We start from the raw sequence: 24,535 nt of genomic DNA on the forward strand, positions 1-24,535 counted from the left end.
GGTCGGGGGCGGCGGGACCGGGGCCGTCAGTACGGTGCAGCGGTCAGGACCGTCAGAACTGGACGTCGGTGCAGGAGTAGAAGGCGTTTCCGGTGTCGGCGACGTCCCAGACCGCCACCACCACCTGGTGCCCGGTGCGACCGCTGGGGAGGGTCGCGGTGTGGGTGGTGGTGGCGGCGGGCTGGCGGCCGCTGTAGGGGACGGTCAGGAAGGGGGTGAGGTCCAGGCTGCCCCGGGTGATCGGCTGGCTCGCGTCGTAACCGGGCTTGGTGAGGTAGTACCTGAAGTTCGTGGTGGAGTGCCGGGCCTCGATGTACCAGGTGAAGGTGAGCTGCTGGCCCGCCGTCACCCGGGTGGTCGGCCAGGTGCCGTTGCGCGGGTCGTCCAGCGGGGCCCAACGGGCGTCCCCGCCGGCGCAGATGGTGCCGTCGGCCGGGCCCCGGCCGGGGAAGCCCTTCGGGCCCTCGACGCTCTGCGGTTCCCACTGGATGTCGCCGCAGTCCCAGGGCACCCCGCCCGCTCCGCAGAGCGCGGACCGGCTGGGCGGCAGGTTGATGTAGCCGTGCGACTGGGCGGGCAGGGCCAGCACGAGCGGGAGCGCGATCGCGGCTGCGGCCGCGACGGCGAGATGACGTTTGCGCATGGTGCTCCTCCGTGGGGGTGGATGGAGTGTGCGCCCGACGTAGGGCGCGCGCGTGGGGGCGCGGCCGAAGATCGTGGCATGCCTGCGTCAGGTCGGTGCTGACACCGTAGAAGCCTCCGTCCGGGCCGTCAATGGTCTGAACCATTGCCGGGTCATTGCCAGGCCATTGCCGTGCCCCGTGCCCTCGCGCCCGCAGGTCAGGGAATCAGGACGATCTTGCCGCTGACGGTCCCGGACTCCGCCAGCCGCAGGGCCTCGGCCGCCCGGGCGAGCGGGAGCCGGGCGGCGATCCGGGCGGTGACGTCACCGCGGGCGACGGCGGCGAACACCTGGGCGAGGTCGGACCGGAGGCGGGCGCGGAAGCGGTCCCGGCCGAGGGCGCGGCCGGCCCAGATGTTGTAGAAGTGGGCGCGGCGGCCGTTGGGCAGGGTGTTCCAGAGCCAGGTGCGGGCGAGGATCTTCAGCACCGGCCACTGCTTGGAGCCGGTGTCGTCGCGGGTGGAGGCGCTGCCGTAGGCGACGAGCGTGCCGCCGGGGGCGAGCAGGTGCCAGGAGTCGATCACGCTGCGCCCGCCGACGTGGTCGAACACGGCGTCCACCCCGCCGGGCGCCAGCTCCCGGACCCGGGCCGCCACGTCCTCCGTGCGGTAGTCGACCGGGGTCACGCCGAGCTCCCGCAGGGCGTCGTGGTGCCGCGCGGACGCCGTGCCGATCACCTGCACGCCGGCCGCGCGTGCCAGCTGGACCAGGACGGAGCCCACCCCGCCGGAGGCGCCGTGCACCAGGATCCGCTGCCCGGCGCGCACCCGTGCCCGGCGGTGCAGCAGCTGCCAGGCCGTGATGCCGTTGACCACCACGGTCTCCGCCTCGGCCGCGGTGAGGCCGTCCGGGACGGGCACGGCGTCGGCGGCGTCGACCGCCACGTGGCTGGCCCACCCGCCGACCTTCATCAGGGTGGCCACCCGCTGCCCGGCCAGCCCCGGGTCGACGCCCTCGCCGGTGGCCAGCACCCGGCCGACCAGGTCGTAGCCGGGGACGAACGGGAACGGCGGCTGGTCGTAGTACCGGCCGCGGCGCATCTGCTGCTCGGCGAACGAGACGCCGCTCGCCTCCATGGCGATCAGGACCTGCCCCCGGCCGGCCTGCGGCACGGCTCCGTGCCGGATCTCCAGGCCCTCCGGCGCCACGATGCCCGGCAGTACGACCTGGACGAGGCGTTCGGTGTCCATGACGCCCTCCTTCTCGATAGATGTTATTGCCTTCGTTAGAAGTTATAACGGCAGGCGTCGGTGAGAGTCAAGAGGGAGAGTGATAGCCTCTAACGAGATGGTGATGTCATCGTCGTGAGGTCTGGAGGCGGCCATGGGCGCGTCGGATGTGAGGACTCCCCGGGAGCGCTACCGCGCTCAGGTGCAGGAGGAGATCAAGGAGCGCGCCTGGGAGCAGATCGCCACCGCCGGGGCCTCCGCGCTGTCCCTCAACGCCATCGCCAAGCGGATGGGCATGAGCGGCCCGGCCCTCTACCGGTACTTCGCCAGTCGCGACGAGCTGATCACCGAACTCGTCCGGGACGCCTACCGGAGCCTCGCCGACGCCTTCCAGGCCCGGGCCGCCGCGGGTGCCGACCTGGCCGGACTGGCGCAGGCCCTGCGCCGGTGGGCCCTGGACGACCCCCAGCGGTACCTGCTCGTCTACGGCACCCCCGTGCCCGGCTACCGGGCGCCCGAGGACACCACCAGGATCTCCGTCGAGATCATGGCCGTCCTGCTCGACGCCTGCACCGCCGAGCTGTCACCGGTGGAGCAGTCACCGGCCGTGTCGCCGTCCTCGGCCGTGTCGCCGTCCCCGTTCGACGCCCACCTCGCCGAACACCGGGCCTGGGCCGGGGAGCACCCGGCCCCGCCGGCGGTCCTCCACCTCGCCCTCGCCGTCTGGACCAGGCTGCACGGCGTGCTCTCCCTCGAACTCGCCGGCCACTTCACCGGCATGGGATTCGACCCCGCCCAGCTCTACGCCGCCGAGCTCCGCTCGCTCACCGGCCGCTGACGGGCACGGGCCGGCCGGGCACCGGCCGCGCCTTCACGTGCGCCGACGGGCCCCGAGCGGCCGTCTGGCGCGCCCGGGGCCCGTCGGAGGTCAGGCTCGGAGGTCAGGCGTCGGAGTAGCTGAGGTCACCCACCGTCCAACTGCTCACGTCCTCGATGGCGATCCGGTACATGCCGCCGGTGTGGGGCAGTCCGAAGTCGCCCTGGAGGATCCGCGCCCGGTGCAGGTGCAGGTGCGTCGGCCGTGCGGGCACGCTGGCGGAGGGCGGGGAGAAGAGGGCGGCGAACGGCTTCAAGTGCTGTGAGGTGTGCAGGACTTCCGACACCCGCTCGAACCAGAGGGCCATCGGTGCGAGCCGGCCGGTGATGACCGCTCCGGGGACCACCACGGTCAAGGACATCTGGTTGCTGTGCTCGGACTCCACCATGGCGGCGATGTCAACGAGGAGCTCATCAGAGTTCGACATGCACCCAGACTATTGCGCCGCCGCCGGCTTCGGTGGCGTCGTGCACGGTTCGGTGCAGGCCGGGCGCGTGACCGTGCGCGCGGCCTGTCCTACGGCCTACGCACGGTCCGGCGTCCTGGGGAAGGTCTCGTGGATCTTTCCGGGGCCCGGGCCCTGGTGTCCCGGGAGGGAGCCCCGGGTCAGAGCTTCCACATCTCGGCGTACGGAGGGGTGAGTCGCTCCTGGCGGGAGCCGAAGTCGACGAGGACCGCGATGTCGCTGCCGTCCTCGACGTCGACGACCCGGCCGAGGCCGTGCTTGTCGTGGGTGACCCGGTCGCCCGCGGCGAACCGCTTGCGGGGCACCTCGGCCGGGGCTTTGAAGGGACTGGTGGGCAGGTGGCGCCGGACTGCCGGTGATTTCGTCATCCCGATCAGTATGCTCCGAAAAACCGGGGAGCGGACCCTCCCGGAGGGCCGGAACCCCGCCGGGTGACAGGGCACGACCAGCCGGCCCTGGCTCGGCGGACCCGCCCGGCCCGAAAAAATTCTCCGCCCGACCGGGCCCCGCCGCCGGCGCCCCAACTGCCGTGGCACCACCACCCGTTGCCGAGCCCGTCGGCGGGTGAGCCCCTCCCGTGGGGGAGGGGCCGGAAGGGCCGGCGGCGGAATATCCACCGCGACGAGCCCGGGCCTGCTACAGTCGATTTAGTTGCAGTAGTGGTTCCCATGAACTTTGTGTGCGCCTGCTGATGTATTGCAGGCGCATTTTTTGTTTTCCGGCTCTTTCCCCGGCGGGTGCTCATCGCGGCGACTCGGCGTCCGCACGGTGCGGACTTCGTACAGTCTCTCGAAGGAGATTTTTTAATGGCTACTGGTACCGTGAAGTGGTTCAACGCGGAAAAGGGCTTCGGCTTCATCGAGCAGGAGGACGGCGGCGCTGACGTCTTCGCCCACTACTCGAACATCAACGCCCAGGGCTTCCGTGAGCTGCTCGAGGGCCAGAAGGTCGAGTTCGACGTCACGCAGGGCCAGAAGGGCCCGCAGGCCGAGAACATTCGCCCGCTGTAGTTCTCTGCCACGGCACTCGCCTGGTAGCGAGGGGCCCGCACCGTGCACTACGCCCGGTGCGGGCCCCTCGGCCGTTCCACCCCCCATCGCCTCCGGCCGTCCAGGCCGCCAGGCCGCCCCGGCCGTACCGGGCCCCGTGGATCCGCCTTCGGCCGTCGTCCGCCGTCCCGCGCGGGCCGTGTTGCGCCGACCGCGCACACCGGCGCCCGCCCACCGGTGGCTGCACCGTCCATGCCTCGCCCGGCCGCATCGTCCGCGCCCCGCCCGGCACATCTTTGGCCCGTTTCTTGTGATCTCCGCGCGCCCGCGCAGCGGAGCCGACCTCGCGACGTGCCGTCCTGAGGAAGGTTCCGTATGAACCGCTCGAACCGCCCGTCGCACCGCAGCCCGCACCGCCGGACCGGAGGCCCGAACCGGGCCCAGGGCCGCTCCTCCCAGCAGGAGTTCGAACTCCCGGCCAGCACCACCCCCGCCCTGCCCGCCGTCGAGTCGTTCGACGAACTGGACATGCCCGCGGCCCTGTTGAAGACGCTGACCCGCCAGGGCGTCACCTCGCCGTTCCCCATCCAGGCCACCACGCTGCCGAACTCGCTGGCCGGCCGCGACGTGCTCGGCCGGGGCCGCACGGGCTCCGGCAAGACCATCGCCTTCGGTCTGGCCGTGCTGGCCCGCACCGCCGCCCGTGCCGCCGGCCGCAAGACCGAGCCGGGCAGCCCGCTGGCCCTGGTGCTGGTCCCCACCCGGGAGCTCGCGCAGCAGGTCACCGAGGCGCTCACCCCGTACGCGCACTCGGTGCGGCTGCGGATGGCGACCGTGGTGGGCGGGATGTCGATCGGCCGCCAGTCCCAGGTGCTGCACCGGGGCGCCGAGGTCGTCGTCGCCACCCCGGGCCGGCTGAAGGACCTGATCGAGCGCGGCCACTGCCGACTGGACGACGTCGACATCGCAGTCCTGGACGAGGCCGACCAGATGGCCGACCTCGGCTTCCTGCCGCAGGTCACCGAGCTCCTCGAACAGGTCGCCGAAGGCTGCCAGACGCTGCTCTTCTCCGCGACCCTGGACCGCAACGTCGACCGCCTCGTGCGCCGCTTCCTCAAGGACCCGGTCACCCACTCGGTGGATCCGTCGGCCGGAGCGGTGACCACCATGGAGCACCACGTGCTGCATGTGCAGAACCACGACAAGAACACCCTGATCGTCCGCATCGCGGCCCGGGACGGCGGGGTGATCATGTTCACCGACACCCGGGACCGGGCCGACGCGCTGGTCGAGGACCTGCTCGCCAACGGGGTGAAGGCCGCGGCCCTGCACGGCGGCAAGTCCCAGCCCCAGCGCACCCGGACCCTGGAGCAGTTCCGCACCGGCCAGGTCACCGCGCTGATCGCCACCAACGTCGCCGCGCGGGGGATCCACGTGGACGGCCTCGACCTGGTCGTCAACCTGGACCCGCCGGTCGACCACAAGGACTACCTCCACCGGGGCGGCCGCACCGCCCGGGCCGGCGAGTCCGGCACCGTCGTCACCCTCGTCCTGCCCAGCCAGCGCCGCCAGATGGCCCGGCTGGCGGCCACCGCCGGGATCGCCCCCACGGCCACCCGCGTCCACTCCGACGACGACGAACTCGCCCGGCTCACCGGCGCCCGCGTCCCGACCGGCATCCCCGTGACGATCCCCGACCCGGTCGTCGAGCGTCCCCGCCGCTCCGCCCGGGGCGCCGTCGGTGGTGGCCGCCGCCGCCCTGCCGGCGCTGCCGCCGCCCGTCATCCGCGCTCCGTGAAGTCCGCCGCGCGGTCCTGACCCGGTTCGCGCCGGTCCCGGTGCGAACCGGCCCGGTACGACGGCCCCGTGCTCTCCGCCCCGACGGGCGGTGGAGCACGGGGCCGCTCGCGTTCAGGCCCGGGGCGGGCCGCCTTCCTCGGCGAGGAGGAAGTCGAGGGCCGGCCGGGTCTGGTCCCTGAGCAGGTGGCCGACCTCGGGGAGGAAGGTGACCGAGACCCGGGGGGCGGCCCGCTGGAGCCGGCGGCGGGTGCCGTGGGAGTCGATGAGCCGGTCGCGGCCACCGATGGTGACCTGCACCGGCATCTCCAGGCCCGCCAGGTCGCCGTCGGTGACGACCGGAAGCTTCTCCCGGCGCGGCCGGAAGTGCTGGTGGATGAGCAGCACGTACTCGCCGAAGGCGCGTTCCCCGGCCGTGGGCGGGACGGGGGTGGGGGCGGGGCCCAGGGCCAGCCTCAGCATCGTGCGCCGCCCCCAGTCCCCGAACGGCAGCACGAACAGCGCGGCGACCAGCACCCCCCGCTTCTGGCGGCCGATCCCGCAGGGGCAGCGCAGCGCCAGCCGGTCCACCCGCTGCGGGCGGCGGATCGCGTAGTCGAGTGCCAGCAGCCCGCCCAACGACGTCCCCACGAAGGCGGCGCGCTCGACGTGCAGCGCGTCCAGCACGTCGTCGAGCCACAGCGCGTGCGCGTCGGAGTGCAGTTCGGGGCGTACGGGGGCGCTCAGACCGGGCTCGCCGATCACGTCGACGGCGTAGACGCGGAAGTGCCGGGCCCACAGGGCCACGTCGTCCGCCCACATCGCCGCGTTCGCCCCGGAGCCGTGCAGCAGGACCAGGGGTGCCGCGTCCTCGGGGCCGCAGGCCAGGACGAAGGTCGAACCCTGACGGGTGGGGACGTGCAGCCGTTCGGCGGGCACGGGCCAGCGGTCCAGGAGGGCGGTGTACTCCCGGGCGAGGACGCGGGCGCCCTCGTCGGAGGTGTAGATGGTCATGCCGTACTCCACTCGCTCGATAGGGTGGTATCTATCCTTAAACTACTGCGAGGAGTGAAGTAAAGGTGATTTTAGGGAGTGATGGGGAGTGTTGCCTCAATCAAGTGGAAACGACTCCGGCCCGGCCGCCGTGGGGGCGACCGGGCCGGGAGGCGGGAAGGCTCAGGAGCGCTTGGGCGGCAGCACGGCCAGTGCGAGGAGGAGCACCAGGACGCCGCCGCAGGCGTTCCAGAAGCCGTTCTCCAGATTGCCGATCCCGAGCGAGATCGGCTTCAGCTCCCGCCCCTTCTGGTACACCCAGAGCACGCCGGTGACCACCGCGACCACGGCGGCCAGGAGCAGGCCCGGGCGCGAGCGGACCAGCAGTGCCAGCACCGCGATCGCCGCGGCGACGGCCAGCAGCAGGAACATCGACATGCCGGTCGACGTGGTGCGGGTGGGTGACATGCCCCGGAACAGGTCGGCGACCGGTACGGACCTCGGATCGCTCTTGGCGTACCAGGGTTGGAACGAACTGAGCACCAGCCCTGCCGCGCCGGCCAGGGCCAACAAGCTTGCTACGGCGGTTCGCATGGGACGGGACCCCCACTTTCCTCTTGGTCGTGTGCCTCATGGCCGGCCGATCGTCATCACGATCGGCGCCCCCGCCTGGAGCATGCCATGGACGACCGGCCGGTCGGTGCCCAACAGCCGGATCAACGCCACAAGTTAGGCGACGGACGGGTGCGGCGCGCGAGCCCTCGGAACGCCGGGGCGGCAGCCGACGGGTCAGAAGATCGAGCAGCCGGAGAGGGTGGTCAGGGCGTCCAGGGCGGTGACCGCGGCCACCGAGTTGCCGGCCTGGTCCAGCCGGGGGCCCCAGGCGCAGACCGCGGCCCGCCCGGGCAGTATGGCGAGGACGCCGCCGCCCACGCCGCTCTTGCCCGGCAGCCCGACCCGGAAGGCGAACTCGCCCGCCGCGTCGTAGGTGCCGCAGGTGAGCAGGACGGCGTTGACGCGCTTGGCCTCGCTGCGTGACATCAGCCGGGTGCCGTCGGTGCGCACCCCGTAGCGGGCCAGGAAGGAGCCGGCCAGGACCAGGTCCCGGCAGCTGGCGGACACCGCGCAGTGCGCGTAGTAGTGGTCGAGGACGGTCTCGACCGGGTTCTCCAGATTGCCGTGGCTGGCGATGAAGTGGGCCAGGGCGGCGTTGCGGTGGCCGTGCTCGGCCTCGGACGCGGCCACGACCGGATCGGTGTCGAGCAGCGGATTGCCGGACTCCCGGCGGAGGAACTCGCGGACCGCCCCGGCGGCGTCGCCCGTCATGGTCTGCAGACGGTCGGTCACCACGAGCGCGCCGGCGTTGATGAACGGGTTGCGCGGGATGCCGTGCTCGCTCTCCAGCTGCACCAGCGAGTTGAAGGGATTGCCGGACGGCTCCCGCCCCACCCCGCGCCAGACCGTGTCCCCGCCGTGGGCCAGGGCCAGCGCCAGGGTGAACAGCTTCGAGACGCTCTGGACGGAGAACGGCTGCTCCCAGTCCCCGATCCCGTACAGCTCGCCGTCGACGGTGGCGACCGCCATGCCGAAGGCGTCCGGGTCGACCGTGGCGAGGGCCGGGATGTAGTCGGCGACATGCCCTTGGTCGCCCGTCGCCCGCGCGGCCGCCGCCGCGGCATCCAGCAGCAGCCGGTAGTCGAGCTTCTCTCCGGCGGGCATACCGTTCAACGCTGTTCCTCCATGAGCACGATCAGGACCACGACCTGGTCCGATACAGGATTATCCGTGCTCCGGGGCGTGCGAAGAATCGCCGGTGGCGGCGTGGGGCCGCTTCACGGCGGGCCGCTTTGCGACCCAAAAGGCAATCAAGTCATATTCTTGACCGGGTTCATCCGTCAGGGGGCGGAGGTGGGGGCCTGGACGGGCGGGCCGGTGAGGAGGGTGCCGGTGTCGGAGTAGGGCCAGCCGTTCGGGACGCAGCCGTGCAGGCCCTTGATCTGCTGCATCATCACCGGCGCCGGCGCGCCCGCGCCCGGGCAGTCGACGTGGCCGTTGCCGAGGACGTGGCCGACCTCGTGGTTGACGGCGAGCGCGTGGTAGAGCTCGGGCTTGCCGACGTAGAACTCCGACAGCTCCGTCCAGCGCTTGAGGTTGATGACGACCTGGTGGCCCACGCCGCAGTTCACCGTGCCGCCGGTGTCCAGGCCGTACTGGCCGCAGATCCGGTCGGTGGTCTCCGGGGTGGCCAGGTAGACGGTGAAGTCCACCGGGTCGGCGGGCATGCGCTGGAAGGACGCGGTGCCACCGGCGGCCCAGCCGTGCTGGACGTTCCCGAGGACGGCGTCGACCTCGGCGGCGAACTGCCCGGGGCTCTCGGCGATCCCGTTCTCCGCCCGCACCTTGTAGCGGTACAGGTGCTCGCCGGTGCCGAAGCGGGGCGAGCCGCCGGCGGCCGTGGTGAACTCCATCGGCTTCTGCCCGTCGCCCGGAGCCCACGGGTGCCACCACAGCAGGCCGCCGGTCACGGCGCCGGCCACCACCAGGGCGAGCGCGCCGTGCCAGAGCCGCCGGCGCCGGAATCCGGTGAACTTCCTCATCGGCTGCCCCCGGTTGCGAGGCGCGCCCTCGCTCCGGTGGTCGGGTCGGGTCCGGTGGACCCGCCGGGTATGGAGGTGTGGGGCGTCGGGGTGGGCATGGCGGTGACAGGCTCCTGGGCGGGTTCGGTCGGGATCAGACGAGTCTAGGCGGCGTTCGAAAAAGTTTCGGACGGGTTCAGGCGGGTTCAGGCGGGTTCGGTCGGGGTTCGGACGGGGTTCGGTCGGGGTTCGGTCGCGGAAAGGAAGGGCGTTATGGGGAGGAACGGGCGAAAGCGGACCACCGGTTCAGCCGGTCGGTGACGGCCCGTCGGTCGCGCGGCCCGATCGGTTCCCGGAACCACTCGAAGGTGCCACCCGTGCGGCGTGTCCCTCGGCGTCGGCGGCGCTTTCCGCTGTCGTGGTGCACGTTGATCACCGGCCGCGCCCGAGCGGGCCCGGCCGGGCTTCCCCACCCCACCCCACCTCACCGGAGGCACCGCCATGTCCATCACCACCGTCCTCACCGTCGACGGCATGAGCTGCGGCCACTGCGAGAAGACGGTCAGCGCCGGGCTGGCCGCCCTCCCCGGCGTCACCGAGGTCAGCGCCGACGCGCCGACCGGCCGCGTCACCGTGGCGTCCGCGCAACCGCTCGACGACGCCGTGCTCCGTGGCGCGGTCGGCGGGGCCGGTTTCACCTTCGTCGGCCGGGGCTGACCCGCCCCCGGCAACCGACCGAGCGGGAGGGCCGGCCCGGGGCCGGTCCGGCAGATCCGCCGGACCGGCCCCGGGCACCCGGGCCGTAGACCGGCGTCAGCCCATGCTCTTCGCGCCGTCCAGGGCCTCGCGGATGATGTCGGCGTGGCCCGCGTGCTGGGCGCTCTCGGTGACGATGTGCATCAGCACCCGGCGGGCCGACCATTCGGCGCCGGCCTCGAACCAGGGGGCCTTCGGCAGCGGCTGGGTGGCGCCCAGGTCGGGGAGGGTGGCGACCAGGTCGTCGGTGCGGCGGGCCACCTCGGCGTACTCGGCCAGGACGCCGGCCAGCGTCTCGCCGGGCAGCAGGCGGAACTCGTCGGCGCGGCGGGCGAAGTCGGCCTCGGTGAAGCTGCTGAAGTCGGGCATCGCGGACGGGCCTTCCACGATGAAGTCCACCCAGAACCGCTCGGCCGTGCTCACGTGCTTGATCAGGCCGCCCAGGCACAGTGCGCTGACGGTGGTCCGCAGGCCGGCCTGCTCGTCGGTGAGGTCGCGGGTGGTGAAGCGCAGGAAGTGCCGCTGCTTGGCCAGGGCCGCCAGCAGGTCGGCGCGCTCGCCGGTGGCGGTGCTGTTGTTCGGGGTCGTGGTCATGGTGGTGGCCTTCCGTTCGGTTCCTGCTCCTTCGGACAAGGTCCACGCTAAACGCGATAGCGGCCACTTTCTGTCCTGAATTCCGGGATGATGGGAGTCATGGCGAACACCAGCACCCGGACGCTGCGACTGCTCTCCCTGCTCCAGACCCACCGTTACTGGCCCGGCGAGGAACTGGCCGACCGGCTCGGGGTCTCGATCCGCACCCTGCGCCGCGACATCGACCGACTGCGTGAACTCGGCTACCCCGTGGAGGCGCAGCGCGGCGTCGACGGCGGCTACCAGCTCGCCGCGGGCGCCGCGCTGCCCCCGCTGGTGATCGACGACGAGGAGGCGGTCGCCCTGGCCGTGGGCCTCCAGGCCGCGGCGGAGAGCCCGGTGGAGGGCATCGCCGAGGCCTCGGTGCGGGTGCTGGCCAAGGTGGTGCAGGTGATGCCCGCCCGGCTGCGGCACCGGGTCGAGGCGCTGCGCGCGGTGACCGTACCCGTCGGCGGGGGCGCCCCGGCCGGGCCGGGCGTCGACCCGGACCGGCTCACCGTGGTCGCGCTGGCCTGCCGGGACACCGAGCGGCTGCGCTTCTCCTACACCGCCGCCGACGGCCGGCACGCCGAACGGCAGGTCGAACCGCACCGGCTGGTCTGCCTGCACCGTCGCTGGTACCTGGTCGCCTACGACCTCGACCGGCAGGACTGGCGCACCTTCCGGCTCGACCGGCTGAGCGCGCCGCAGGGCGGTGGCGTCCGGTTCGGGCCCCGTTCGCTGCCCGCCGCCGACGCCGCCGAGTTCGTCCGGGCCGGTCTCAACGGTGTGCCGCACCCGTACCGGGTGGCGGCGCTGGTGGACGCCCCGGCCGCGACCGTCCGCGCACGGGTCGGCCGGTGGGGCACCGTCGAGGAGGTCGACGCCGGGCGCTGCCACCTGGAGATGACCGCCGACTCCCTGGACTGGCCGGCCATGGCGCTCGGCTCGCTGGGCGCGGACTTCCGCGTCCTCGGCCCGCCCGAACTGCTCGACCTCGTCGGGGAGTGGGGCGTGCGGTTCTCCCGGGCCGCGCGGGGCGGCCCGGGGGAGTAGGGCGCCGGAGCAGGACACCGCAGCAGGACGTCGGAGCAGGACACCGGAGCAGGACGTCGGGAGGGCCGACTTCTCGTGCGGGTGGTGCTGCGGGTGCGGCGGGTCGGCCCCACAGCGGGCAGGTCTACGGGCAGGCGGGCCGTGCGCCGCGAGAGGCCTCACGGCGGGATCGCCTCGACGGCCGCGCGCAGCCGCCCCAGCACGCCCGCCAACGCGTCCAGCGGCGGCGTGGCCAGCGCCAGCCGGACGGCCCGGGGGCGGTGCGGGCCGGTGGCGAAGGCGTCCGCCGTGGACACCAGGATCCCCTCGCCCGCGAGGACGGCCGCGACCCGGTCGGGCCGCTGGTGCTCCGCCAGGCCGAGCCACACCAGGTACGAGGCCGGGTGCGCCGTGACGTCCAGGCCGGCCAGGGCGGTGGCGGCGATGCGCTGGCGGGCGGCGGCGTCCGCGCGGCGGTGCCGCTCCAGGCGGGCGACCGTGCCGTCCGCGAGCCAGCCGGTGGCCAGCGCCGTCACCAGCCCGGGCGCGCCCCAGGCCGCGGCGCGCAGGCTGCTGGTCGCGGCCCGCAGCAGGCGCCCGGGCAGCACGGCGAAGCCGAACCGCAGGCCCGGGGCCACGTTCTTGGACAACCCGGCGACGTAGCAGGTGTGTTCGGGCGCCAGCGCGTGCAGCGGCGCGGGCGGTGAGGCCTCCAGGAAGGCGTACGTGCCGTCCTCGATCAGCGTGCAGCCGCGGGTGGTGGCGATCGTGGCCAGCCGGTCGCGCTGCGCCCGGTCGAGCACCCAGCCGAGCGGGTTGTGGACGGTGGGCATGGTGTACACCGCGCGGACCGGCCGGGCGCGGCACAGCCGCTCCAGCGCGTCGAGGTCCGGTCCCGTCGCGGTGACCGGGACGGGCGCCAGGTCGAGGCCGTGGGCGGCGGCGAGCAGCTTCACCCCCGGGTAGCTGAGCGCGTCGACGGCGAGGACGTCGCCGGGCCGGGTGAGCGTGCGCAGCACGCAGTCGAGCGCCTGCTGCGCCCCGCTGGTCAGCAGCACGTTCTCCGGGGCGGTGTCGACGCCGCGCCCCAGCAGGTACCGGGCCACCACCGCCCGGTCGTGCCGGTGGCCGCCTGGCGGGTGCTGGCGCAGCAGCGCCTCGGCGTCGCCGGAGGAGGCGAGTGTGCGCAGGGCCTGCCGGAGCAGGTCCCCCTGCCCGGGGGCCAGCGGCTGGTTGAACGACAGGTCCGCGACCCGGGGCACCGGGAGCGCGCGCGAGGGCTCGATCCCGTCGTAGCCGGAGCGCGTCCGGACGAAGGTCCCCCGCCCCTGTTCCCCCACCACCAGCCCGGCGGCGGCGAGTTCGGTGTAGACGCGGGTGGCGGTGGCCAGGGCGATCCGCCGCTCGCGGGCGAGCGCCCGGTGGGTCGGCAGCCGGGTGCCGGCCGGGAGCGCGCCGGAGCGGATGGCCGCCGCGTACTCGTCGACGATGGCCTTGTAGGAGGGCGGTCGCATGCGGCACCTGCCGTCGTGGGGCGATGAGGGTCCAGGGTGTATCCAGGACAATAACTGGATTGTCCTGGAGGGTTGTTCCTAGCCTCGGTGCCGTCCGCAACCGGGCGGGCGCCGTGGGGGCGCCCGCCACCGCGCGGGCGTCCGCCGGGTTGCGGACGCCCGCGCCCAGGCGAAACGGAGCACCCGGCATGACCGTCCGCAGCGAGCGGGACCAGCACGTCGTCACCCTGACCATCGACCGGGAGCAGAAGCTCAACGCCCTCGACTACCCGACCATCGACGCGCTGCTCGCCGAACTCGACCGCGTCGACGCCGACGACACCGTCCGGGCGGTCGTGCTGACCGGCGCCGGGCAGCGGGCCTTCAGCGCGGGCGCCGACATCCCGTCGCTGGCCGGGAGCATCGCGGGCGGGCCCGAGCGGGCGCTGCGCGAGGTCGTCCGGCGCGGCCACGCGCTGACCCGGCGGATCGAGGAGTTCCCGAAGCCGATCGTCGTCGCCGTCAACGGCCTCGCCTACGGGGGAGGGTGCGAGCTCACCGAGGCCGCCCCGCTGGCCGTCGCCGCCGAGCACGCGACCTTCGCCAAGCCGGAGATCTCGCTCGGCTTCCCGCCGCCGTTCGGCGGCTCCCAGCGGCTGCCGCGACACGTCGGACGCAAGCGCGCCCTGGAGCTGATCCTGACCGGCGATCCGATCCCGGCCGCCCGCGCCGCCGAGATCGGACTGGTCAACGCCGTCGTCCCGGCCGGCGAACTGCTCGACGCGGCACGGGGCCTGGTCGACCGGATCATCCGGCACGCGCCGACCGCGGTGTCCGCCTGCCTGCGGGCCGTCACCCGCGGCATCAACCTGCCGATCGACGAGGGCCTCGCCGTCGAGGCGGCCTGCTTCGCGGCCACCGTGCCCACGGACGGGGTGCGGGAGGGGCTCCGGCGCTTCCTGGACCGCCCGGCCGCCGGCTGAGACCGGCTCGCGCCCCTGGTGCCGGTGGTTCCGGGCTGGACTCGGCGTTCTTCGGCCAGGACGACGGCAACGCGGACGGCCGGGCCATCCGATCGGATGACCCGGCCGTCGCGGCTCACGGGCACGGCTGGCAGTCGCGGCTCACAAGGGGGGTGCTCAGCGCTTATTGGGGGCGTGCGCGCTCACCAGGACACCGGGTAGCGGACGGGGTGCCCGCCGATCCGGCCGGGGAGGAGGCCGATCGCCACCAGGATGCCGGTCGAGAGGACCAGCAGCGGCAGGAACGGCAGGGCGGGCGGGGCCTGGAGCACCACGACCACGGCGCTCGCGACGGCCGGGGAGTGGGAGAGGTGGGTGAGCATCATCGCGCCCAGTGCGAGACCGGCGGCTATCGCGGCTCCCCAGGCGGTGCTGCCGGTGACCGCGAGGGTGGCGTAGCCGATCAGGGCGGACAGCAGTTGGCCGCCGACGACGTTGCGCGGCTGGGAGATCGGAAGCCCGGGGGCGCCGTGCACCAGGGCGGCGCTGGCCGCCACCGGCGGGATCAGCAGCGGCTGGTGGACCACCATGCCGATTCCGGCCAGCAGGAGCAGGGCGCCGACGGCGAAGACGGAGGCCCGCAGGGCGTGCAACGGGTGCGGCCTGGGGGTGTCTGCGGGCTGTGAGGTGGGCATGCGTGGGCGACTCCGGATGGGTGACGGGGGACCACGGGATGATAGGCGCACTGTCGCTCGAAAGGTGGGATGTTTCGTTTGTTGGACAATCACTGAACACTCCGTGGACGGACAGGCAGGCGGACGGACAGGCAGGCGGACGGACGGGCGGCTTCGGTGGGGCGGTCAGAGCGACGGGGGCTGTATGAGCGTCGCCGGGAGGTAGCCGGAGGAGAGGCCGAGCTGCCAGCCGTGTGCCTGGACGGCGAGTGCGGCCAGGGCGATCGGGATGACCGGGAGCAGGCTGCGCGGGGCCGCGTCCGGAGCGCTGCTCTCGCGGTGCTGGTCGAGGCGGGCGGCGAGGGCCCGCTCGAAGGTGCTCTGGTCGTCGTCGAGCAGGACGCGCAGCAACTGCTGGTCCGGCGTGAGCCGACCGGCGGCGTCCAGCGCCCGGGCGGCCGCGGTGCGCTCCTCGGCGTCCGGTTTGCGCAGGGGCACGGGGCCGGGGGCGACCCAGGGTGAGACGGCGGTCGGCACGACGTAGAGGTAGGAGCAGAGCGCGTCCAACTCGGCGAGGCTCGCCGGATCGGAGGTCGAGTCCAGGTCCGAGTAGGGCAGGCCCTTGCGGACCGAGGGCCCGTAGTCGTCCTTCAGCAGCGGGCCGAGCATGCGGTGGCGCTCCTGGATCAGGCCGCTGATCACGCACATCGCGAAGGCGTCGACCCAGGTGGCGGCCGTGGGGGCGAAGTCGACGGTGTCGCCGAAGCCGGTCTCTTCGCTGGTCAGCGTCTCGCCGATGAACGGGAAGGGGACCTCGAAGTCGCCGCGCGGGAAGCAGCCGAGGGACAGCACGCCGAGGGAGCACTCGGCCGCGGTCTCCAGGATGACCCGGTCGGGGTAACCGCTGAGCGGCCGGCCCCCCAGGGTGAGCGCGCCGATGTGGTCGAGGAGCTCCTCGCCCATCGTCCGGATCTCCTTGATGGCCAGGCGGCCGTAGTGGATCCGGTACCAACTGGCGAGGGCCCGGTCCTCGATGCCCTCCAGGGCCTGGGTGATCCGCTGGGGCGCGACCTGGTGGCGCGTGACGTCGACGTCCACGATCCGATGCCGCCTTTCCTTGATCGTCTGTTGACGGAACGGCACGCTAGCACCGGCCGCTGACAGTCGATCACCCGTACGGGGGAGGGGCGGCGGCCGGGCCGCCGCCCCTCGTCCGGGCAGGTCAGAACGCCGAGTTGGCGCACCAGTGCGCGAGCAGTTCCTCGTCCCCGCGCACGTCGAGGCGGGCGGAGGCCAGGTCGAGCCGGCCGTACAGGAGCAGCAGCAGATCGGCGGCGCTCGCGCGTACGGTCGCGTCGGCCTCCGGGCCCGGGCCGTTCGCGTCGAGCCCGAAGCCGTCGAGCCCGAAGCCGTCGGGCCGCAGGCGGATCAGCCAGTCGCCGTCCGCGTCGGTGGCGTTGCCGTCGGTGGCGTTGCCGTCGGTGCGGGTGAAGCGGATGGTGCGGTCCGCGCCGCGCAGTTCGGCGATCCCCGGGGCGAAGAAGGCGGCGAAGGGCAGGTTGGTGAGGAATTCGGACACTCCGTCGGCGGCCAGCTCCGGGTCGAGCACCGGGGTGCGCCCGAGGGCGAGTTCCGCGTCGGCGCGGTGCACCAGGGTCTCGAACAGCATCCGCCGTACCCAGAAGCGGGCGTGCTGGTCGGCGCCCCAGGCCCACATCGGGGCGTCGAGGTCGGTCTCCGCGAACGCGGCGCCGGCCTCGGCCGCGGCCTCCGCCAGCCAGGCGGGGTAGCCGTCCGGCGCGGCGGGCAGCCGCAGGTCGACCTCGCGGCTGCGGGGCGGCTGCTGGATCCGCTGCCGGAGCAGGACGGTGAACCAGCGCTGCACGCTGCCGGTGTGGCGGGTGAGGTCGGTCAGTGTCCAGCCGGGGCAGGTGGGCACCGGGGTGGTCGGGTCGGCGTCCTGGAGGGCGGCGACGAGGCGGGCGGTCTCCGCGGCGACGGCGGCGCCGTGGTCGATGGTGGTCATGAGGGTGCTCGCTCGGTGTCGGGGTGGCGGGGCGGGGGGAAGCGGTCGGACGAGGGGGAAGCGGTCAGGCGAGGGGCTTGTCGACGACGGCCTTGGCGTGGCTGAAGGTGTCGAGGGAGTACTCGCCGTGGTAGCGGCCCATGCCGCTCTCGCCGACGCCGCCGAACGGCAGCTCGGGCATGGCGAGGTGGGAGACCGGCAGTCCGAAGGTGAGCGCGCCGGAGGAGGTCTCCTCGGTCAGCCGCTGCTTGGTGTGCGCGGACTCGGTGAAGGCGTAGAGGGCGAGCGGCTTGTCGCGCTCGTTGATGAAGGCGATCGCCGCGTCGAGGTCGGGCACGGCGACGATGGGCAGGATCGGGCCGAAGATCTCCGCCCGCATCACGGGGGCCTCGGGGGAGACGTCGGCGAGGACGGTCGGGGCGAGGTAGCGGTCGGCGCGGTCGTGGGTGCCGCCGGTGACGGTCCGACCGTCGCCGAGCAGCGCGGTGAGCCGGTCGAAGTGGCGCTCGTTGACGATCCGGCCGTACTCGCCGCCGGCCGCCGGGTCGTCGCCGTACAGCTCCCGGACGGCGTCGGCGAGGTGGGCCTCCAGCGCGGGCGCGCTCTCGCCGATGGCGAGGACGTAGTCGGGGGCGACGCAGGTCTGGCCGGCGTTGAGGAACTTGCCCCGGGCGATCCGCCGGGCGGTGACCGCGAGGTCGACGTCGGGTTCGACCACCACCGGGCTCTTGCCGCCGAGTTCCAGGGTGACCGGGGTCAGGTGCCGGGCGGCGGCCGTCATGACGATCCGGCCGACGGCGCCGTTGCCGGTGTAGAAGATGTGGTCGAAGCGCTGCTCCAGCAGTGCGGTGGTCTCCGGGACGGCGCCCTCGACGACCGCGACGGCCGCCGGGTCGAGGTAGCGCGGGAGCAGCCGGGCGAGCGCGGCGGAGGTCGCGGGGGCGAGCTCGCTGGGCTTGAGGACGGCCGCGTTCCCGGCGGCCAGTGCGCCGACCAGCGGGGACAGGGCGAGCTGGAGCGGGTAGTTCCAGGGCGCGATGATCAGGACCACGCCGAGCGGGTCGCGCACCACGCGGGCCGCGGCGGGCCGGAAGAACTCGGGCACGCCGGCGGGCTTCGGCCGCAGCCATTGCTCCAGGTGGGTGACGGTGTGGTCGAGCTCGTTGAGCGTGAAGCCGATCTCGGTGCGGTAGGCCTCGGCGGTGCTCTTGCCGAGGTCCTCGTGCAGGGCCTGGAGGAACGCCTCGGACTGCTCGGTGAGCAGCGAGCGCAGCGCCGCCAGCTGGGCCTGGCGCCAGGCGAGCGGCTTGGTCCGGCCGGTGTCGAAGGTGGCGCGCAGGCGGGCGACCGTGGCGGCGGCGGTCTCCGGGGCGGTCTCCGGGGCTTCCGGGGCGGCTCCCGGCGTGGCTTCGGGAGCGGCTTCCGGGGTGGCGGCGGGGGTGTGGTTCATGAGGGTCTCGGGGTCCTTCCAGCTGGCTTGAGGACGTCGATGGTTTATGACCTCAAGCATTCTTGGACGGTAAACCTCAATGGTTGAGGATGTCAAGCAATGTGCCTATGCTCGACACCGTGCACCAGAACCCCCACCCGGACCCACCGGCCACGCCGATCGAGCTGATGGATCAGCTCGCCCGGGTGGCCGCGGCCTACTACCGCCACTTCGCCTCCGCCGCGGCCGGGCACGGGCTGACCCTGATGCAGGGCAAGACCCTCAGCCTGCTCACCCGGCCGCGCTCCATGCGCGCCCTCGCCGGCCTGCTGTCCTGTGACGCCTCCAACGTCACCGGCATCGTCGACCGGCTGGAGGGCCGCGACCTGGTCCGCCGCGAGCCCGACCCCGCCGACCGCCGGGTCAAGAGCATCGCCCTGACCGACCGGGGCGAGCAGACCGTCCGGCTGATCCGGGCCGACCTGATGTCCGGCCTGACCGCGCTGGAACAGCTCTCCGGCCAGGACCGGGCCGCCCTGGGCGCGCTGCTGGACCGGGCGTTCCCCGAGACGGCGGCCCCGCCGGCCTGAGGCCGGGCCGCCGGTCCGAGGCGGGGCCGGAGTCAGGTCAGAGCTTCTCGGCCTCGTGGACCTGGTGGAGGTGGATGAGGACGTCGTGGGCCCGCCCGAGGGCGACGGAGGGCAGCGGGTCCTTCGTGAACGTGGACCCGGCCTCGTAGACGGGGCGGGCGGTGTCCAGCCAGTCGCGGACCACGCGCGGGGCGGTGCGCAGGTCGACGTAGTAGTCCTGGCGGCGGACCTGGTCCAGGGTGTACTCGTTCATGCCGGGCGTGGCCGCGGGCACGGTGTTCTTCTCCCAGTCGGTGCCGAGGGCGGCGCCCATGGTGAGGAAGGAGCCCCGGTCGAAGGTGAACCCGATGTTCAGGTACTCCGGGCCGAGGGTGTCGCGCAGGATCGCGCCCTGCGTCCTGGGGTACATCTCGGGATCGCTGGCCAGGTAGCCGACGTGCCCGTTGTGGGCCGAGAGCAGCATCCGGTCGCCGGTGTGGCGCTGCCACCACGCGGTGTTGTCGGCCATGGCCTGGTCGCGGAGGACCTCCGCGGCGTTCACCGAGGCCTTGTCGGTGAGTTCGAAGGTGGCGAAGGCGAAGGTCTGGGCGATGATGCGGGCGTGCTGCACGGCCCAGTCGTACTCCTCGCCGCCGGCGCCCTTGGCGGCGGTGACCAGGTCCAGCGCCTGCTGCGCCTTGGCGGCGTTCTCCTTCCGCTCGGCCACCGGCCGGTTCATCAGGTAGGCGACGGTGTCGTCGAGCGGGCGCAGGCCCGCGTACAGCCCGTCGACGCGCGCCAGGGCCGCGGGGTCGGTCTTTCGCAGGTAGGCGTCGACCCGGGCGAAGACCTCCTCGCCGAGCTTGGGGGCGCCGACGTCGTCGCCCATGAAGTGGACCGGGCGCTCCGGGTGCTGGCGGTTGTACTCGCGCATCCAGCTGATCAGGTCCACGAACTCCTGGCGCTCCCACGGTGATTGGCCCAGCTCGTCCTTGACGATCTGCCGGGCGTCGCCCTTGCCGTCCTGGAGGTACTTGTCGATCTTCAGGCCCGCCGACCAGCTCATCTCCAGGGCGAAGGTGGTGAAGCCCTTCTCCTGGACCAGGTAGCGGAAGACCCGCTCCTTCATGGTGAAGAACTCGTGCGAGCCGTGCGTGGCCTCGCCGAGGCCCACCACCTTGGCGTCCCCGACCATCGCGCCGAGCGCCCGCAGGTCGCTGGTGCTGCCGCCGGGCTCGGTCGACCGCAGCGGGTGCGCGGACCGCTCCAACGCGCGGACCACCGTGCTCCGCTGGCCGTCCGCCGCGGGAGCGGCGGAGGCCACCGGGGCCAGCAGGGCGGTGGTGGCGGCCGCCACCGTCGCCGCGATCAGCCCGCGCCGGCCGATCCGCCGCTTGTTCACCGTGGTCATGATCTCTCCTCAGTTTCCTTGTCCCGAAAGCTCGGTGAGATGATCATCGTTCGCGGCGGGGGTGCGGCGCGCTGGGGCCGACCGCCGGGTTCTTCGGGGGGATAACCCCCGACCTGCGTCGATGCGGGCTCCGCCCGGTGGGTCAGAGCGCCGCGGCGCGGTGCGTCGGGCGGCCGTCCAGGACGGTGAGCAGCACGGGGACGTCCGGCAGTTCGGTGGCGGGGGTGGTGAGCGGGTCGGCGGCCAAGGCGGTGAGGTCGGCGCGGTGCCCGACGGCGATCCGGCCGGCCTGCTGCTCCTCCCCGGCCGCGTGCGCGGCGTTGACGGTCATCGCCCGCAGCGCCTCCAGGGCGGTGAGCGCCTGCCCGGGGTGGTGCGGCGGCTGGGTCAGGTCGCGGCTCGGGCGGCGGTGGCGGGCGCCGGCCAGCACGCCGAGCGGCGGGTAGGGGGCGATCGGCCAGTCCGAGCCGAGCACGACGGTGGCGCCCGCGTCCCACAGGTCGCGGCAGCGCCAGGCGCGGTCGGCGCGCTCCTCGCCGAGGCGGCGGGACCAGTTGTCGGTGTGGTCGGCCCGGGTGAAGTCGCAGCAGTGGGTGGGCTGCATGGAGGCGGTCACGCCCAGCTCGGCGAAGCGCCGCACGACGGAGTCCGGGACGGTCTCGATGTGTTCGATCCGGTGCCGGACGGTTCGCGCCCCGGCGGCGGCCGCCTCCGGCCTTTGCGCCGAGGCCGCGGCCACGGCGTCGAGCGCGTGGCGGACGGCGGCGTCGCCGATGGCGTGGGTGGCGGTCGGCACGCCGGCGCGGTGCAGGTGCGCGATGACGCGGGTGTACTCCGCCGGGTCCGGCCAGAACGCGTGGGTGGACTCGCCGTGGCAGTCCGGGCGTTCCAGCCAGGCGGTGCCGTTGTCGATGGTGCCGTCCATGAACAGCTTGACGCCGTCGACCCGCCAGAGCCGGCCGCCCCGGTGCTGCTGTTCGACGAGGGCACGTAGCCCGTCCGCGTCCACCCCGGGCTGGCACCAGGGGGCGACCCGCAGCCGCAGCGGCAGGCCGCCCGCCTCGTCGAGTTCGGTGTAGAGGTCGAGGCTGTCGCCGTTCGCGTCCATCGCGTGGCCGCCGGTGAGGCCGGCGGCGGCCATGGCGGCGAGCGCGGCGGCCAGGCGGGCACGGCGTTCGGCCCGGGTCGGCTGCGGGGCGGCGCGTTCGACCAGTTCGCAGGCGGCGTCCTCCAGCAGCAGGCCGGTGGGGCGCCCGGTCGCGTCGCAGACCACCTCGGCGGCCTGGGCGAAGCTGCGCGGGCCGTCGACGCCGGCGAGTTCCAGGGCGCGCGGGCTGGCGAGCATGGAGTGGGCGTCGAAGAGTTGGAGCAGCGCCGGGACGCCGTCGAGGACGGGCGCGAGCGCGGCGGACTCCACCGGCCGGTCGCCGAAGACGTTCGGGTCCAGGCCCCAGGCGTGCAGCCAGGCGCCGGGGGCGAGGGTGCGGACCTCGGCGGCGAGGGCGGCGCGGACCCCGGCGAGGTCGGTGCAGCCGGAGAGGTCGAGGCCGTGGGTGAGTTCGGCGCCGGTGACCGGGTGCAGGTGCCCGTCGACCAGCCCGGGGGTGACGACGGCGCCCTTCAGGTCGATCACGGTGGTGGCGGCGTCGGCGAGCCGGCGGATCTCCCGGTCGTCGCCGAGGGCGGCGATCCGGCCGTCGGCGACGGCCAGGGCGGTCTGCGGGAGGGGGCCGCCGGTCGCCGGGTCGAGCAGGCGGGCGGACAGGAGGACGAGGGAGGTGCGCACATCGGCTCCAACGGTGCTGCGGGGTGGGGGAGTTGAGGGGCGGAGTGGTCAGTCTTTCCAGGTGAGGGAGCCGTCGGGCAGGCCGAGTTCGCGTTCGGCGGTGGCCACGGCGAGCCGGGTGACGGCGGAAGGGTGGTCGCGCAGGCCGGTGTTGGCGTGGGCGGCGAGGCCGTCGATCACGACCAGGATCTGAAGGACCGTCACATCAACGTCCTCGGTGCGGAATTCACCCTGGGTGACGCCTGCCTCGATGACGCCGCCGAGTCGTCCGCGCCAGCCGGCCTGCTGCTCCAGGACCCGGTCGCGCAGGACGGGCCGGTAGCGGCTGAGGTGGCGGGCGTTGATCCAGAGCCGGCTCATGTCGTCGTAGGCCGGCCCGGTGGCGCGGGCGAAGAACCGTGCGAGGTGGTGCAGTGGCGACCCGTCGTGCGGGTCGGCGGGCAGCAGCGTCTCCAGTTCGGCGGTGGCGGCGCTGCCGAAGGCCTCGGCGACGAGGTCCTCGACGGCGGGGAAGTAGTGGCTGATCAGACCGGGGCGGACGTCGAGCTGCTCGGCGATCCTGCGCAGCGTGATGCATTCCAGGCCCTCGGTGAGGGCGGCGGCGGCGGCTGCCCCGACGATCTCCGCCCGCCGGTCGTCGGCGGATTTGCGGACCCGTTTGCGCTGAACGCTTGACGTCATGTGCCGGATGCTATTGAGTGTGCGACCAATAAGCAAGCAGGTGGGCACGACACCCCCACGGAGGGCCCCCAATGGCGTCCACGCTCCCGGACCACCCCCACCCCGACACCCGCGCCGCCGCGCCGCTCCAGCAGGAGCGGGCCGGCCGGGTCGAGGTCCACGGCATCGACCACATCCCCGAGACCGAACGGCGCGGCCGCGCCCGCGAACTCTTCCCCGTCTGGGCGGCGGCCAGCGTCAACTACCTCAACCTGGTCGTCGGCGGCGCCCTCGTCCTGGCCGGGCTCGACCTGCTCCAGGCGTTCGCGGTGGTCGTCGTCGGCAACCTGTTCTGGCTGGGCACCGGCCTGCTGGCGGTCTCCGGACCGGCCGCGGGCGCGCCCAGCGAGGTCATCACCCGCGCGATGTACGGCGTCCTCGGCAACCGCGTGAACAACGCCGTCACCGGCTGGATGATCTCCGTCTGCTACTTCGCGCTCAACCTCGCCGCGGCCGCCGTCGCCGCGTTCTCGCTCGCCGAGCAGGCCGGGATCACCCCGACCACCCCGATCAAGATCGCCATCGTGGTGGCCATCGTCGTGGTGACGCTCACCATCAGCGTCTACGGCCACGCCGCGATCCTCCGGCTCTACCTGCCGATCACCCTGGCGCTCGCCGCCGCCTTCGCCGTCGTCGGGTACGTGGTGCTCCGGCACGCCGACTTCGGCTACGCGCCCGCCGAACCGCTCTCCGGCACCCGCCTGTGGTCCGCCGTCCTGGCCGGCGTCACCCTGATCGCCTCCGGCCCGCTGTCCTACACCACCAGCGCCGACTTCTCCCGCTACCTGCCGCACACCACCTCCCCGCGCGCCGTCCTCGGCTGGACGGCCCTCGGCGGCTTCCTGCCCAGCGTCGCCGTCGGCGGCCTGGGCGTACTCGCCGCCAGCGCCGTCGACATGACGGATCCGCAGGCCGCCCTCCAGCGGATCCTGCCCGGTTGGTTCGACCCGGTCTTCCTGCTCGCCCTGGTCGTCGGCACGATCGCGGTCAACGCGCTCACCGCCTACAGCGCCGGCCTCGCCCTGCAAGCCGTCGGCATCAGGATCCGCCGCACGCTCAGCGTGCTCGTCGACGGCACCGTCGCCGTCTGCCTCACGCTGTACGCGCTGCTGGTCTCCAACTTCCTCGACACCGTCAGCAACGTGCTCCAGCTGACCGTCGTCCTGCTCGGCCCCAGCACCGCGATCTACGCCACCGACATCCTGCTGCGCCGCAACCGCTACGACGGCCGCGCGCTCACGGACGAGACCCCTGGCAGCCCCTTCTGGTACCGGGCGGGCGTCAACCCGGCCGGTGCGCTCGCCCTCGCGGCCGGGGTGGCCGGCGCCGCGCTGTGCGTGGACACCCTGTACACCGGGCCGGTGGCCGCGCTCGTCGGCGCGGACCTCGCGCTGCCGGTCGGCATGGTCGTCGCGGCGGCGGTGTACGCGGTGCTGATGCGCGGGAAGCTGAACCGCCGGGGCGCCTGAGCGCCTGAGCGCGGCCGTCCGACGGCCCCCGTCGAACTGCCCTTCCTCCGAAGGGTGCTGAGGTC

General features: G+C 73.6%; 25 protein-coding genes. 8 read left to right on the forward strand and 17 right to left on the reverse strand.

The annotated features are described in order from the left end of the window. Positions 1-52: 52 nt before the first annotated feature. On the reverse strand, positions 53-643 hold the full coding sequence (locus tag ACFWPT_RS21800) for a lytic polysaccharide monooxygenase (protein ID WP_380483568.1): 591 nt from the start codon (positions 641-643) through the stop codon (positions 53-55). A 197-nt stretch (positions 644-840) separates the two neighbouring features. Continuing rightward, positions 841-1,872: a medium chain dehydrogenase/reductase family protein gene (locus tag ACFWPT_RS21805; RefSeq protein ID WP_380371929.1), complete on the reverse strand. Its 1,032-nt coding sequence runs from the start codon at positions 1,870-1,872 to the stop codon at positions 841-843. A 133-nt stretch (positions 1,873-2,005) separates the two neighbouring features. On the opposite strand from ACFWPT_RS21805, the gene ACFWPT_RS21810 reads away from it, so the two are divergent. Then, positions 2,006-2,689 carry a TetR/AcrR family transcriptional regulator gene (locus ACFWPT_RS21810; protein WP_380483570.1) on the forward strand — a complete coding sequence of 228 codons (684 nt, stop codon included), beginning with the start codon at positions 2,006-2,008 and terminating at the stop codon, positions 2,687-2,689. A 103-nt stretch (positions 2,690-2,792) separates the two neighbouring features. Here the strand turns inward: ACFWPT_RS21810 and ACFWPT_RS21815 are convergent, their stop codons facing one another. Both ACFWPT_RS21815 and ACFWPT_RS21820 read right to left on the reverse strand, forming a co-directional pair. Continuing rightward, entirely contained in the window at positions 2,793-3,155 is a 363-nt protein-coding gene (locus ACFWPT_RS21815; protein ID WP_063350358.1) for a hypothetical protein, read from the reverse strand. A gap of 179 nt (positions 3,156-3,334) precedes the next feature. Further along, positions 3,335-3,562, reverse strand: coding sequence for a hypothetical protein (locus tag ACFWPT_RS21820; RefSeq protein ID WP_063350359.1), 228 nt, complete (start codon positions 3,560-3,562; stop codon positions 3,335-3,337). Between the two features lie 438 nt (positions 3,563-4,000). Here ACFWPT_RS21820 and ACFWPT_RS21825 point away from each other — a divergent pair, with 438 nt between their 5' ends. Both ACFWPT_RS21825 and ACFWPT_RS21830 read left to right on the forward strand, forming a co-directional pair. Continuing rightward, positions 4,001-4,204, forward strand: a complete 204-nt coding sequence (locus ACFWPT_RS21825) for a cold-shock protein (protein WP_063350360.1) — start codon at positions 4,001-4,003, stop codon at positions 4,202-4,204. A 354-nt stretch (positions 4,205-4,558) separates the two neighbouring features. Beyond that, positions 4,559-6,001: a DEAD/DEAH box helicase gene (locus tag ACFWPT_RS21830; RefSeq protein ID WP_063350361.1), complete on the forward strand. Its 1,443-nt coding sequence runs from the start codon at positions 4,559-4,561 to the stop codon at positions 5,999-6,001. Positions 6,002-6,094: 93 nt separating this feature from the next. On the opposite strand, the gene ACFWPT_RS21835 is transcribed toward ACFWPT_RS21830, so the two are convergent. The 4 genes from ACFWPT_RS21835 to ACFWPT_RS21850 form a co-directional block, all read right to left on the reverse strand. Then, positions 6,095-6,973, reverse strand: a complete 879-nt coding sequence (locus ACFWPT_RS21835) for an alpha/beta fold hydrolase (RefSeq protein WP_380483572.1) — start codon at positions 6,971-6,973, stop codon at positions 6,095-6,097. A 162-nt stretch (positions 6,974-7,135) separates the two neighbouring features. Next, a complete protein-coding gene (locus ACFWPT_RS21840; protein WP_380337442.1) occupies positions 7,136-7,546 on the reverse strand; it encodes a hypothetical protein in 411 nt (136 codons plus the stop codon). Between the two features lie 195 nt (positions 7,547-7,741). Then, positions 7,742-8,671, reverse strand: a complete 930-nt coding sequence (locus ACFWPT_RS21845) for a glutaminase (protein WP_063350363.1) — start codon at positions 8,669-8,671, stop codon at positions 7,742-7,744. A gap of 176 nt (positions 8,672-8,847) precedes the next feature. Then, positions 8,848-9,549 (reverse strand): DUF3152 domain-containing protein, encoded by a 702-nt coding sequence (locus ACFWPT_RS21850; protein ID WP_380371919.1) that lies wholly within the window; start codon positions 9,547-9,549, stop codon positions 8,848-8,850. A gap of 480 nt (positions 9,550-10,029) precedes the next feature. Here ACFWPT_RS21850 and ACFWPT_RS21855 point away from each other — a divergent pair, with 480 nt between their 5' ends. Then, on the forward strand, positions 10,030-10,245 hold the full coding sequence (locus ACFWPT_RS21855; protein WP_063350365.1) for a heavy-metal-associated domain-containing protein: 216 nt from the start codon (positions 10,030-10,032) through the stop codon (positions 10,243-10,245). 96 nt (positions 10,246-10,341) lie between these two features. Here ACFWPT_RS21855 and ACFWPT_RS21860 read toward each other — a convergent pair whose 3' ends face one another. Then, positions 10,342-10,878, reverse strand: coding sequence for a DinB family protein (locus tag ACFWPT_RS21860; RefSeq protein ID WP_380371915.1), 537 nt, complete (start codon positions 10,876-10,878; stop codon positions 10,342-10,344). 99 nt (positions 10,879-10,977) lie between these two features. Here ACFWPT_RS21860 and ACFWPT_RS21865 point away from each other — a divergent pair, with 99 nt between their 5' ends. Beyond that, on the forward strand, positions 10,978-11,952 hold the full coding sequence (locus tag ACFWPT_RS21865; protein WP_380483574.1) for a helix-turn-helix transcriptional regulator: 975 nt from the start codon (positions 10,978-10,980) through the stop codon (positions 11,950-11,952). A gap of 158 nt (positions 11,953-12,110) precedes the next feature. Here the strand turns inward: ACFWPT_RS21865 and ACFWPT_RS21870 are convergent, their stop codons facing one another. Then, the gene (locus ACFWPT_RS21870; protein ID WP_380483576.1) at positions 12,111-13,445 is read right to left on the reverse strand and encodes a PLP-dependent aminotransferase family protein; all 1,335 of its coding nucleotides are present in this window, start codon (positions 13,443-13,445) and stop codon (positions 12,111-12,113) included. 188 nt (positions 13,446-13,633) lie between these two features. Between ACFWPT_RS21870 and ACFWPT_RS21875 the strand changes: the two genes are divergently transcribed. Further along, positions 13,634-14,407: an enoyl-CoA hydratase-related protein gene (locus ACFWPT_RS21875; protein ID WP_380426772.1), complete on the forward strand. Its 774-nt coding sequence runs from the start codon at positions 13,634-13,636 to the stop codon at positions 14,405-14,407. Between the two features lie 182 nt (positions 14,408-14,589). Here the strand turns inward: ACFWPT_RS21875 and ACFWPT_RS21880 are convergent, their stop codons facing one another. The 4 genes from ACFWPT_RS21880 to ACFWPT_RS21895 form a co-directional block, all read right to left on the reverse strand. Beyond that, entirely contained in the window at positions 14,590-15,081 is a 492-nt protein-coding gene (locus tag ACFWPT_RS21880; RefSeq protein ID WP_380483578.1) for an HPP family protein, read from the reverse strand. A gap of 165 nt (positions 15,082-15,246) precedes the next feature. Further along, on the reverse strand, positions 15,247-16,158 hold the full coding sequence (locus ACFWPT_RS21885) for an immunity 49 family protein (protein ID WP_380483580.1): 912 nt from the start codon (positions 16,156-16,158) through the stop codon (positions 15,247-15,249). Between the two features lie 124 nt (positions 16,159-16,282). Continuing rightward, complete coding sequence (locus tag ACFWPT_RS21890) at positions 16,283-17,086, reverse strand: maleylpyruvate isomerase family mycothiol-dependent enzyme (protein ID WP_380483582.1); 804 nt, start codon at positions 17,084-17,086, stop codon at positions 16,283-16,285. 64 nt (positions 17,087-17,150) lie between these two features. Further along, the gene (locus tag ACFWPT_RS21895) at positions 17,151-18,536 is read right to left on the reverse strand and encodes an aldehyde dehydrogenase family protein (RefSeq protein WP_380483584.1); all 1,386 of its coding nucleotides are present in this window, start codon (positions 18,534-18,536) and stop codon (positions 17,151-17,153) included. Between the two features lie 119 nt (positions 18,537-18,655). Here ACFWPT_RS21895 and ACFWPT_RS21900 point away from each other — a divergent pair, with 119 nt between their 5' ends. Continuing rightward, positions 18,656-19,105 (forward strand): MarR family winged helix-turn-helix transcriptional regulator, encoded by a 450-nt coding sequence (locus ACFWPT_RS21900; protein ID WP_244293532.1) that lies wholly within the window; start codon positions 18,656-18,658, stop codon positions 19,103-19,105. Between the two features lie 37 nt (positions 19,106-19,142). Here ACFWPT_RS21900 and ACFWPT_RS21905 read toward each other — a convergent pair whose 3' ends face one another. From ACFWPT_RS21905 to ACFWPT_RS21915, 3 genes are all read right to left on the reverse strand, one after another. Then, positions 19,143-20,495, reverse strand: a complete 1,353-nt coding sequence (locus ACFWPT_RS21905) for an erythromycin esterase family protein (RefSeq protein ID WP_380371897.1) — start codon at positions 20,493-20,495, stop codon at positions 19,143-19,145. Between the two features lie 142 nt (positions 20,496-20,637). Then, a complete protein-coding gene (locus ACFWPT_RS21910; protein WP_380483586.1) occupies positions 20,638-22,281 on the reverse strand; it encodes an amidohydrolase in 1,644 nt (547 codons plus the stop codon). Positions 22,282-22,329: 48 nt separating this feature from the next. Continuing rightward, the gene (locus ACFWPT_RS21915; protein WP_380483588.1) at positions 22,330-22,962 is read right to left on the reverse strand and encodes a TetR/AcrR family transcriptional regulator; all 633 of its coding nucleotides are present in this window, start codon (positions 22,960-22,962) and stop codon (positions 22,330-22,332) included. A 71-nt stretch (positions 22,963-23,033) separates the two neighbouring features. Between ACFWPT_RS21915 and ACFWPT_RS21920 the strand changes: the two genes are divergently transcribed. After that, positions 23,034-24,470 carry a purine-cytosine permease family protein gene (locus tag ACFWPT_RS21920; protein ID WP_380483590.1) on the forward strand — a complete coding sequence of 479 codons (1,437 nt, stop codon included), beginning with the start codon at positions 23,034-23,036 and terminating at the stop codon, positions 24,468-24,470. Positions 24,471-24,535: the final 65 nt, after the last annotated feature.

Origin of the sequence: Kitasatospora sp. NPDC058478 (assembly GCF_042720345.1) — a bacterium.
Taxonomy (GTDB): domain Bacteria; phylum Actinomycetota; class Actinomycetes; order Streptomycetales; family Streptomycetaceae; genus Kitasatospora.